The following is an 11504-nucleotide window of genomic DNA, read 5'->3' as shown; positions in this document are numbered from 1 at the left end:
TCAATTATTCTGTTTGATGTAATCTGATATTGAAAATCATTATCAAATATTAAATTGAACATATCAGAATGACAAAATAACATAATAATGTTGATTTTCAAAAAAAAGGAGTGCTGAATTATGCAAGCAACCGTTCAAACTCGTTCAGGAAACGAAGCCTTATTATCCATGCAAGAAAAAAGGGAATCAAATGCAAGATCCTATCCGAGAAGATTGCCGCTTGCCATTCAAAGAGCAGAAGGCATTTATGTAACAGATATGGATGGAAAGCAATATATCGATTGTTTAGCAGGAGCAGGCACATTGGCGTTAGGTCACAATCATGCCATTGTCCGCGAAGCCATTGAAGGAGTTCTACAATCCTACATCCCTTTACATACACTTGATTTGACTACACCTGTCAAAGAAGCATTTATTGATGAGGTGTTTGCATCTTTACCGCCGTCATTTGCCGAAAAAGCAAAAATCCATTTTTGCGGCCCAACAGGCGCTGATGCAGTAGAAGCTGCCTTAAAGCTGGTGAAAACGGCAACCGGCAATCGATCCATTCTTTCTTTCCAAGGGGGATATCACGGTTCCACCCATGGTACATTGAGTATTACCGGAACACTGGGGCCAAAAAAGAATATTCACGCACTTGTACCGGATGCTCATTTCCTTCCGTATCCATATGAATACCGCTGCCCATTTGGTGTAGGGAAAGAGGGGCATCGCATTGGAACTACATATATTGAGAACTTATTAGATGATCCAGAAGGCGGAATTGTCAAGCCGGCCGGCATCGTCGTAGAAGTGGTACAAGGTGAAGGAGGTTCTATTCCGGCCCCGATCGAGTGGTTAAAAGAACTTCGCCGCATTACGAAAGAACGCGACATTCCACTGATTATCGATGAAGTACAAACAGGCATCGGCCGCACAGGAAAAATGTTTGCGTTCGAGCATGCCGGCATTGAGCCCGATGTTCTTGTGCTATCAAAAGCAATAGGAGGAAGCCTGCCGCTGTCGGTTGTTGTTTACGATCGCCGCCTTGATCAATGGGAACCTGGAACGCACATCGGGACTTTCCGAGGAAACCAAATGGCGATGGCTGCCGGCCAAGCAACGTTACGTTTTGTAAAGGAAAACCATTTGCCGGAACACGCAAATGAAATGGGGACATACGTGATGACTCAGTTAAAAGGGATTCAAAAGCAAGTGTCTTCAATCGGAGAGGTAAGAGGCAGGGGACTTATGATTGGTGTTGAAATCATTAATCCAACGAAACAGCCAAACCAACTGGGAAGCTATCCTGCCTATTCTGAACTAGCGAAAAAAATTCAACAGGAATGCTTTAATCGCGGAGTCATTTTAGAGGTTGGCGGGCGTTTTGGCACGGTCATTCGTTTACTTCCGCCGCTCATTATTTCAAAAGAACAAATCGATGAGGTGCTGCAGCGCTTCCAGGAAGCGATCATAAGTGCTGAGTCTCAATTGGGATTACGGTAGAAGGTGATGGAATTGAACATGAACTTTGCACAATGGTTTCTACATGCCAGCGATAAAAGCGAAAATATGTACCACACACTTATGAATCAAGCTGTCGGGTTAGTTGCTGACCAAACAATGAGGGCCAATCAGCCTTTTTCGGGAGCCTCGCGTCAAGAGATTGAAGCAGCGGTGAAAGAAATGATCACCATCCCGGCTGCGGGGCAGAAGGTTGATGCTGTGATGGAAGAGATTCAAAACGTCATCGTGAGAAATTCTTTATGGATTTCTCACCCTTCTGCCATGGCACATCTCCATTGTCCGCCGCTGCTTCCGTCTATTGCCGCTGAAGTGATCATTAATGCGCTCAACCAATCGATGGATTCATGGGATCAAAGCCCTGCTGCCACTTATGTTGAAGCGGAATTAATCAAGCTTTTTACGGAGCATATCGGTTATTCGCAGGAAGCGGACGGTGCCTTTACGAGCGGCGGCACACAATCCAATTATATGGGGGTGCTGCTTGCCCGAAACAAAGCATGCCAAACGAACTTCGCGGTTCGCGTCCAAGAGGAAGGACTTCCAGCCGAGGCGAGAAAATTACGAATTCTTTGTTCTGAGCACGCCCATTTTACCGTCCAAAAATCAGCGGCTCAGCTTGGATTGGGAACGAATGCCGTTATCAAAGTGGCGACAAATGATAAAAATCAATTTTGTGTAGAGGATGCAAAAGCAAAAATCGAACAGCTAAGACAACAAGGACTTCTTCCTTTTATGGTTGTGGCAACCGCGGGAACCACCGATTTTGGAAGCATCGATAGTTTAAGCGATATAGCGGAGCTGGCAGCCAAGGAGCAATTATGGTTCCACATTGATGCCGCCTACGGAGGAGCTTTATTGTTTTCGCATCAATATAGCGGTCTAATTCGTGACCTACACTTAGCTGATTCCATCACAATTGATTTTCATAAGCTTTATTATCAAACAATCAGCTGCGGTGCCTTTTTTGTCAAGCATAAACAGGATTTTCAGCAAATTTCCTACTATGCCGATTATTTGAATCCTGAAGAAGATCAGGAAGACGGCATTATAAATCTAGTGGAAAAAAGCGTCCAAACAACGAAACGGTTTGATGCTTTGAAACTATTGATGACTTTTAAATTGATGGGAAGCGATTTGTTTGGAGAGATGGTGGATTATACGATCAATCTGGCAAAAGAAACGGCGAAGCTGCTAAAAAATGAAGCGTGCTTTGAGGTGCTGAATGAGCCTGAGCTCAATGCCGTATTGTTTCGCTACTTGCCGTCAGATCATCGGGAAGACCAGTCATATGTGGATGAAATCAATCTTGAGCTTCAGCGCTCTTTCTATCAAAGCGGTGAACTGATTATGGCCAAAACGAAGCAAGCCGGCAAAGTGTATTTGAAGTTTACAATGCTCAATCCTCTCAATACGATAGGCAATATGAAAACACATATAGAGCAAATGAAGCGAGCTGGGGAAAAAATAGAGAAAGAACAAGGAGAGGTCCGGTATGAATATTCCGTTCATTACTAATCATCTTACCATGCAAAATTTGATCAATTGTTATGTGAAAGAAACAGGGGAAGGCGAGTGGAAGCTTGCTGATGAAGTCTCTGTTCCATTAGAAGATGAAAGCATCAAACAAGTGTTGGTCATTTCATTTGAACAGCAGTCTGTCACATTATACATTCCGGTTCGATATAAATCGGTGACAGAACGTCATTTGTTTTCACCGGTTATGTATTATCAAATCAAGAACGATGAAGCGAAAGAGCTTGATTACGTTACATTAATGGCATTCATGCAAAAAGAATTCTCCCTCACATCCGATAAGCCTGTACAGGCCGATGAGCTTATGCTTCGAACGATCTTAAGCTATCAAAATATGAAAGGAATCATTGCAGAGAGAAGCAATGATTTGGAAGAATGCTATCAAACGGAAAAAACGTTTCTTCAATCAGAGCAGTCCTTGTTAATCGGACATCAAGTCCATCCGACGCCGAAAAGCCGTCAAGGAATCGATGAAGATGAAGAGCATATTTTTGCGCCGGAGAGAAAAGGGGCTTTCCAGCTCCATTATTTCCGGGCTGTACATGATATTGTCGAGGAAGATTCGATTTTGTCCCAAAACGCTTCCATGTTGATAAAGGAAGAATTAAAGAAAGATCCATTCGTTACGCAAGCATTTAAAGAAAAGTATTGCCAGGAAGATGACTTTTCACTCATCCCCGTTCATCCGCTGCAAGCACGAAAATTGTTAGGACGGGAGGATGTGTGTGAACTCATTCAATCAGGAAAACTCGATTATTTAGGCCCGAGCGGAAGAAAGTTTTATCCGACCTCTTCTGTTCGGACAGTGTATCATCCAGAAGCTGGCTTTATGTACAAGTTTTCGATTCCTGTGAAAATTACCAATTCGCTGCGTATCAATAAGCGAAAAGAGCTTGATCGCGGAGTAGAAGTGAGCCGCTTGCTTCAAGGCGAGCTTTCTGGAAAGTTTGAAGAAACTCATCCTTCATTCCGCATAATTGAAGATCCTGCTTATATTACGTTGAAGCTTGATATAGAAGAAACGGGATTTGAAGTCGTCATCCGTGAAAATCCATTTAAAGAAGGGAACGATTCACGGACAACATTGCTTGCGGCGCTTTGCCAGGACCATATTACAGGAGAGGCTTCTCACTTAGCGAACATCATTCATGATATAGCAGAAAGAGAAAAGATTTCACTTGCTCGGGCAAGCGAGCAATGGTTTTCACGTTATTTAAGCGTAAGCTTGCGACCGTTGTACTGGCTGTATGCTGCATATGGTATCGCGCTTGAAGCCCATCAGCAAAATTCCATTATCCAACTTGATGAACAAGGATATCCTGATACCTTTTATTATCGTGACAATCAAGGCTATTATTTTATGGAATCAAAGGCTGAAGCTTTAAAACAGCTCGTTCCGACTTTGAATGAAAAAAGTGACACGATATGTTCTGACGCGATTGCAGAAGAGCGTTTCCGATATTATGTCTTTTTCAATCATTTATTCGGCTTGATCAACGCCTTTGGTGTCAATGGGCTGGTCGATGAACACCGGTTACTGTCCATGATGAGAGAGGAACTGGCTGACTTTAAAAAGCAGTTAGGCGACCATACGAACCTGCTAAACTCTTTGTTAGATGAAGAAAAGCTACCATGCAAAGCCAATTTACTGACGCGGGTGCACGATATGGATGAGCTTGTCGGGTCTCTTGAAACTCAATCGGTATATGTTCATGTTACGAATCCTCTGGCTGTGGCGGCAGGTGAACTGCATGAAGTCTAAAACCTTTGTTCAACAGCAATATCCGTTTGAACGGTATGATGCCGTAATCAAAAAGACGATTTCATTTCGCCGCGTAAGCATGGAAGGAGATTTAGAGCGGCTTCATTCATGGATGCAAGAGGAGCATGTAATTCCCTTTTGGAAGTTAAATATTTCATGGGAACAGTATACAGCCCATTTACAGAAATTTTTGCAGGATGATCATCAAACACTCTTGATCGGTGAACTTGATGGGGTGCCCATGAGCTATTGGGAGTCATATTGGGTGAGCGGCGATATTATCGGGAACTATTATGAGTTTGATGAATACGACCAGGGGATTCACCTGCTGATCGGCCCGAGAGAGTTTTTAGGAAAAGGGCTCATATATCCGTTGTTGATGACCATTTTGCATAAAAAATTTCAAGTAATGGAAACACAAAAAATTGTCGCAGAACCTGATATAAGAAACGAAAAAATGATTCATGTGTTTAAAAAATGCGGCTTTCAACCTGTCAAGGAGGTCGAGTTGCCCGATAAAACAGGTTTACTAATGATATGTGAACGGAAAGGGTTTGAAAGAAGGTGGACAGATTGGCAAACGAACAAATTTTAGACGTCATTGGAGTAGGAATCGGTCCGTTTAATCTCGGATTGGCAGCATTACTTGAAAAAACGGACTGCCATTCATTGTTTTTTGATAAAAAATCCCGCTTTGATTGGCACCCGGGTATGCTGCTGGAAGGAACGACACTGCAAGTGCCCTTCATGGCAGATACAGTGACAATGGTTGATCCGACGAGCCGTTTCAGCTTTTTGAATTATTTGCATGAGCAAAAGCGGCTGTACCATTTCTACTTTTTTGAGAAATTTCATATCCCGCGTACAGAATACAATCATTATTGTCAATGGGTAGCAGAACAACTGCCGCAGCTTCAGTTTGAGTGCGAAGTAAAAAATATTGAAAAAACAGAAGATGGCCATTTTCGCGTTACCGTTTTTTCCGCTGGCGAAAACGAGCAAAAAACGTATTACGCCAAACATGTGGTAATAGGAGTTGGAACGAGGCCATACGTTCCTGAAAAATTTCAATCCGTTCTCGGTGATCGCGTTTTTCATTCTTCTCAGTATATGAACAAGCGGGAAAATACCTTGAAAGCAAATTCGGTTACCGTGATCGGTTCCGGACAGAGTGCAGCTGAAATTTTCTATGATTTATTGTCCAAACAGCCTGATCACGATTATCAATTGTCGTGGTACACAAGATCCAAGGGTTTTTATCCAATGGAATATTCGAAGCTTGGGCTCGAGCATTTCTCGCCTGATTATACCCGTTATTTCTATCACTTGCCGAAAGAAAAGAAGAAACACGCTTTAAACAATCAGGCTCTGTTATACAAAGGAATCAGTTTTGATACGATTGGCGATATTTATGATTTATTGTATGAGCGGACTGTCGGAAACAAAGAACCGGACGTTCATCTGCAGGCATTAACCGAGATGGCGTCCATCGAAGAATCGAATAACGGCTATCTTTTATCACTTTACCAGCATGAACAGGAAGAGCATAAACAGATGGAAAGCGATGCGGTCATTTTGGCGACCGGTTACCATCCTTATATCCCGGATTGCCTAAATGGAATAAAGGAGATAGTTGAGTGGGATGAAGATGGTCAGCTTGTCATTCAAGAAGATTATAAAGTGAAATTAAACACGGAAGCTCAACATCATTTATTTGTTCAAAACGGGGAGCTTCATACGCACGGTGTAGGGGCGCCTGATTTAGGACTTGGGGCATTTCGGAACGCGACCATTATTAACCAGATAGCCGGAAAAGAAGTGTATCAAACATACAAAAACAACGTATTTCAACAGTTCGGGCTGTAGGAGAAGGAAATGACGAAGGGCGAAAAGGGATTTATATATAGTTGCTTGCTCGTTACATTGATCTCGGAAATGCTGTTATCGCCCTTTTATCCACAGCTATTTTCCGATTACTTTCAGATGGATGGGGTGCAAGCAACAAGCCTCTTCATTGTTTGCTGCCGTCTTGTTGTCATTGTATTGACACCAGTATGGGCTGTGCTCGCCCAAAGGTGGGACCTGAAAAAGATCGTTCCGTCTGCCCTCATCATAATGGGGATTTGTAAAGCTGTTCTTCCGATGGTTGATACGTTTTCACAATTTTTAATGACTTCGCTTGTTTTACTAGTTTTTCAGAGCAGTATTTATTTGTTGTACCCAGTCCTGGTTGCCACAAGCAAGAATGAGGGAGAAAAGGTCAAAGTAACTACCTTCTACTTATGTTTGTTTCATGGGAGTGTCATCATCTCAGGTCTTGCAGGGAGTTATGCCATTGCGCAAGAGATGCCATTAAATAGCTATTACATGTTTGCAGGAGCAGATCTCATTCTTGCCCTATTAAGCTTCTTCATGTTCTCGAAAAATAATGCGATTTCAAGAGCTACAGAGTTTAGGAAAAAAGGAGAATCGTTCAAGCGTACAAAAATGTCCGGGGAGTTCCTTCTTTATCTCCTCATCGTGTTTCTTTTTTTCATAGGGCATCATGCAATCAGACCTTACTTTACGGTATTTCTTGAAAATAGCTATTCCATTACAACACAGGTGTCCAGCTTGCTTTATGTCATGCCGAGCATGACGGCGGTTGTCCTGCAGCTATTGCTCCCTAAGCGGTATTTTCATTCGCATATAAAAATTATCCTGCTTGGTGTAATGGCTGTCACTGGATGTTTGCTGTTCATACAAGTACTCACACAACATATTTGGTTATTTAGCTTTATTCGCCTTCTTTACGGAGCATGCTTTTTTATTGGCTTGGCAGCGATCGATATTTTTTTCTTTCAAACGAGCATTGGAAAGAGATCGCCGCTTTCGTACAGTCTTGTTTCGTCCGTACAAAATATCGCTTTGTTATTTGCGCCGATGACCGCTTTGATGATGGTTGAGCGCACGGGTTTTCAAGGCCCATTTTTGCTGGGCGGGTTACTTTTGATCGGAGCGGCTGTATGCATGAGCTTATATTTTATTACTATTTTCAAACCATCATATCAATTGAAAAAGGAAGTGGACCATCATGAAAATTTGTGAAACACCTCTACATATGTTAACAGAAAAAGCCTGGCAGGAAACAGACCGGCAGCTTTTAGCGAAAATGCTTCAAGAGTTTATGTATGAAGAAATTATTGCACCGGCACTGCTTTCGGAAGAAGGGGGCGTTCACTCGTATGAATGGCGTGATCAAAAGGGAACAGTATATCGCTTTAAAGCAAAGCCCCGTTTATTTGACAGCTTTCAAGTGTTGGAGGAGAGCATTGACGTCATATTAATAGAAGAAACTGATATCCCGTTGTCTCTCACTCTTTTATTAAGCATTCAAGAAGAAGGCAAGATGACTAGTTCAACAGCAGGCCACTTAGTGAAGGAATATTTGCATACACTTGTAGCAGATACCCATTTGAAGGAAAAAGCCAAATCCTCCGATCAATTAACGGAACTTGACTATGCAGAGCTGGAGGGGGAAATGACGGGACACCCGTGGATTACCTATAACAAAGGCCGAATCGGTTTTGGATATGATGATTATGTGCAGTATGCACCCGAACAAAAAAAGAAGGTGAACTTATCCTGGATTGCCGTCCATCGAAATCTCGGCACATTTCATTCCATTGATGGCTTGGCGTATGAACAGGTCATCGGCCAAGAATTGGGGGAAGAGAAACGCGATCGCTTTGGAAAAAGGCTTCAGGCGCTTGGAGTATCGGAAACAGATTACTATTTCATGCCAATTCATGAATGGCAATGGAATAACATGATTGTCTCCATGTTTGCTGCAGAGATTGCCAAAAAAGAAATCATTCCATTGGGAGAAGGAGAAGATGATTATCTTCCGCAGCAATCGATTCGCACATTCGTCAATGTCACGAATAAAGAGAAATATCATGTCAAGCTGCCGATGAGTATCTTAAACACGCTTGTGTACAGAGGGCTGCCAGGGGAAAGAACGGTCATCGCACCTGAAGTAACGGCATTTATGAAAAACATCCTTGAAAACGATCCGTTTTTAAAAGAAGAATGCCGCCTTGGGCTGTTGGGAGAAGTAGCAACGATGAATGTCAATCACCGTACATTCCATCAACTAAAAGGTGCTCCTTATCAATACTTGGAAATGCTTGGTGTCGTATGGAGGGAAAGTGTTTATCAAGAGCTTCAAGAAGGGGAGCATGCAATCACATTGGCGGCACTTCTTTATGTAGATCATGAAGGAACTCCGTTTGTATCAAAGCTCATTGAAAAATCAGGGTTGACGGTAGAGCAGTGGGTTCATAAATTGACGAACGCCGTTTTACCTCCATTGCTTCATTGTTTATATCAATATGGTACCGTCTTTTCACCGCATGGCCAAAATACGGTGCTTGTCCTAAAAGATTACACACCTGAACGCATTATTATGAAGGACTTTGTGGATGATGTAAACATTAGCGATCAGCAGCTGCCGGAGCTGGCTGAATTGTCTGCTGAGTTGAAAAAGGTGTTGCGCAGCGAGCCGCCTGAAGGATTAACGCAGTTTATTTTCACTGGATTATTCATTTGCCACTTCCGTTATTTAAGCAGCATTTTAGAAGAGAACGAACAGTTTTCTGAGAAACGCTTCTGGAGCATTGTTCGTAAGGAAATTCTTTCATATCAAGAAAGATTTCCAGAGTTACAAGAACGATTCGAGCTGTTCAGTTTATTGCGCCCGACTTTCACGAAGTTGACGCTTAACCGAAACCGCATGTTTGATTATGGCTATGAAGACGGAGATGACCGTCCGCATGCGAGCGAGCATGGAAAAGTGGCGAATGCCCTTTATGAAGTAGCAGTTCAAACAACTATTTAATAGGAAGAAAAAAGGATTCGAAAGAGAATGGACTAAAATGGTAAAAAGAAGTCTTTTTGAGTCATCTTTCTGAAAGGCCGTGCCATGAAACTTTAGTAAGGCCAATGGCAACAAAAAAAGAAAGTATCACCCATCTCAATTTTGTTAATAATAACAAAAGAGGAGGTGTGATACGATGGCACAAGATGTTCTTTGTGAAGTGAATAACTGTAAATTTTGGGGCTCTGGAAACAAATGCAATGCAGATGCAATTTATGTAGTCAGCCATAAAGGCAAGCAGGCATCCAATAGTGAAGAAACAGATTGCAAAACATTTGCACCAGAGATTTAATTTTCTTTAGGGCAACCATCACGTTGGTTGCCCTTTATTAATCATAGTATTGATAATAAATATCATTTTCATTCAGATTTGTAAATTTTTTTATTTTTTCTATGCACTTTCGAAAAAGGGATGGAATAAAAAATTTGTATTTCCGCTTTTTGATGGCAAAACAGACAGGAATATGTATAGCCACCTTCGATTTTTTTTACATGAGGAATGATAAGACCATTTATCCCTTCCTTCACATGTTTGGGGCACACTGTTAGCACGCTATCTCCCTCTTTTCTTATGTTTTTATATATGTATATGAAATAATGGAAACAATCATTTTCTAATTTTTTAATTTTAAAATTTTAGAAAATGATAAAATAAATGCCATTTTAATTGACTTAATTAGGCATCTATTTCACCACTATATGGCGCCAATTGGCAGGATGTTTATGCGATGTTTCCATGGCTTCTTATTTTTATTCCTCTCACATTTTTGGCAGCCAGTACTGTTAGTGTTAAAGAATTAGGAGACGATGTTGCTACACGGACAGCATTTTTACCGCTCGATATTCCTGACGGCGTATTTACGGCTGGAATCGAGGCGCCATTTTTTATTTACTTATTATATAGAAATCGAAATAAGTAATGTTATTACAAGAGGCCTTGCTAGGGCAGGTTGAAAGGCTTTTTATTATGAAAACTTTACTTATCGGTAAAAAAATCAAGATTTATAGTAGGGATGATAAAAATGAGCACTATTATAAATTAGAAAAAGACGTTGAAGGAATCGGTTATTGTGGAAATTGCCCGATTAAAAACAAACAGAAAAGAAGTGGGGCTTAATGCAGTGAACAAGATGAGGCAAAATCACTTCATGAAAAGGGTGCAGCAGATACTCTAAAAAAGAGCTTCTTTTGTGCGTGGATCGGGAAGTATAAAAAATGTAAAAAATAAAGATATATATAATTAGGAAGAAACACGTTAAAAAAGAAGCATTTTGGAGAGAACAAAAGAGCATGAGTAAAGAACACCCAAAAGGATGTTCTTTACTCGTGCTCTCCTTATATCACCTCAACTGGAAGCTTGTTTTTCCAGAATATATGGGTCATTGCTGCTTTTGCCTCTTTCTCATCCAGGCCATGAATTTCAAGTTTGAATGTTTGGGAGCTAAGTACAGTATAGGTTAAACCGAGGATACTTTTGGCGTCTATGTTTTGGGTATCTGTTCTAATCACCACACTTGACTGGAACTTGTTAGCTGTTTCGCTGATTTCTAAAACTGCATTGACTAAAGCTTTATTAAACGGCATATCAATATCAACCCTTTCTTAAAGTGTCGTAAATGTTCCATAAATCAACTTACAAGGCTCCAGATCGAAATTGCAATTCTATCTTTTTGTAGCTTATCTACTCAACTCAGTGGAATGCAGATAAAATATGATTTTGATAATGAGAAAAATAAAACCGGCAGTATGTTTAATTGAAAATGTACTTTAGTTACTCTAAGTAAA

Annotated in this window: 10 protein-coding genes and 1 pseudogene; 10 read left to right on the top strand and 1 reads right to left on the bottom strand. The window is 41.2% G+C overall.

Going from position 1 to position 11504, the window contains the following annotated elements; all coding sequences use genetic code 11:
- Window positions 1-120: 120 nt before the first annotated feature.
- From BK575_RS17445 to BK575_RS17395, 10 genes and pseudogenes are all read left to right on the top strand, one after another.
- Window positions 121-1485 (top strand): aspartate aminotransferase family protein, encoded by a 1365-nt coding sequence (locus BK575_RS17445; RefSeq protein WP_078412078.1) that lies wholly within the window; start codon window positions 121-123, stop codon window positions 1483-1485.
- A 6-nt stretch (window positions 1486-1491) separates the two neighbouring features.
- Window positions 1492-3021: a pyridoxal phosphate-dependent decarboxylase family protein gene (locus tag BK575_RS17440; protein WP_078412076.1), complete on the top strand. Its 1530-nt coding sequence runs from the start codon at window positions 1492-1494 to the stop codon at window positions 3019-3021.
- On the top strand, window positions 2999-4801 hold the full coding sequence (locus tag BK575_RS17435; RefSeq protein WP_078412074.1) for an IucA/IucC family protein: 1803 nt from the start codon (window positions 2999-3001) through the stop codon (window positions 4799-4801). The genes BK575_RS17440 and BK575_RS17435 overlap by 23 nt, the downstream gene beginning before the upstream one ends.
- On the top strand, window positions 4791-5396 hold the full coding sequence (locus tag BK575_RS17430) for a GNAT family N-acetyltransferase (protein ID WP_078412072.1): 606 nt from the start codon (window positions 4791-4793) through the stop codon (window positions 5394-5396). The genes BK575_RS17435 and BK575_RS17430 overlap by 11 nt, the downstream gene beginning before the upstream one ends.
- Window positions 5375-6667 (top strand): lysine N(6)-hydroxylase/L-ornithine N(5)-oxygenase family protein, encoded by a 1293-nt coding sequence (locus BK575_RS17425; protein WP_169907870.1) that lies wholly within the window; start codon window positions 5375-5377, stop codon window positions 6665-6667. Before BK575_RS17430 ends, BK575_RS17425 begins: the two co-directional genes overlap by 22 nt.
- A 9-nt stretch (window positions 6668-6676) precedes the next feature.
- Window positions 6677-7888: an MFS transporter gene (locus BK575_RS17420; protein WP_078412068.1), complete on the top strand. Its 1212-nt coding sequence runs from the start codon at window positions 6677-6679 to the stop codon at window positions 7886-7888.
- Window positions 7875-9680: an IucA/IucC family protein gene (locus tag BK575_RS17415; protein WP_078412066.1), complete on the top strand. Its 1806-nt coding sequence runs from the start codon at window positions 7875-7877 to the stop codon at window positions 9678-9680. Before BK575_RS17420 ends, BK575_RS17415 begins: the two co-directional genes overlap by 14 nt.
- 175 nt (window positions 9681-9855) lie before the next feature.
- Window positions 9856-10011 carry a DUF1540 domain-containing protein gene (locus BK575_RS17410; RefSeq protein WP_078412064.1) on the top strand — a complete coding sequence of 52 codons (156 nt, stop codon included), beginning with the start codon at window positions 9856-9858 and terminating at the stop codon, window positions 10009-10011.
- A 403-nt stretch (window positions 10012-10414) separates the two neighbouring features.
- Window positions 10415-10639 (top strand): annotated as a pseudogene (locus tag BK575_RS17400) (iron ABC transporter permease); the annotation flags it as partial.
- Window positions 10639-10836 (top strand): hypothetical protein, encoded by a 198-nt coding sequence (locus BK575_RS17395; protein ID WP_078412060.1) that lies wholly within the window; start codon window positions 10639-10641, stop codon window positions 10834-10836. The pseudogene BK575_RS17400 and the gene BK575_RS17395, both read left to right, overlap by 1 nt.
- Before the next feature lie 218 nt (window positions 10837-11054).
- Here BK575_RS17395 and BK575_RS17390 read toward each other — a convergent pair whose 3' ends face one another.
- Window positions 11055-11303 (bottom strand): HPr family phosphocarrier protein, encoded by a 249-nt coding sequence (locus tag BK575_RS17390; RefSeq protein ID WP_078412058.1) that lies wholly within the window; start codon window positions 11301-11303, stop codon window positions 11055-11057.
- Window positions 11304-11504 lie beyond the last annotated feature (201 nt).

It is taken from the genome of Priestia abyssalis (assembly GCF_002019595.1).
Lineage (GTDB): Bacteria > Bacillota > Bacilli > Bacillales > Bacillaceae_H > Bacillus_BA > Bacillus_BA abyssalis.
This window is presented reverse-complemented; position numbering and strand designations above follow the sequence as displayed.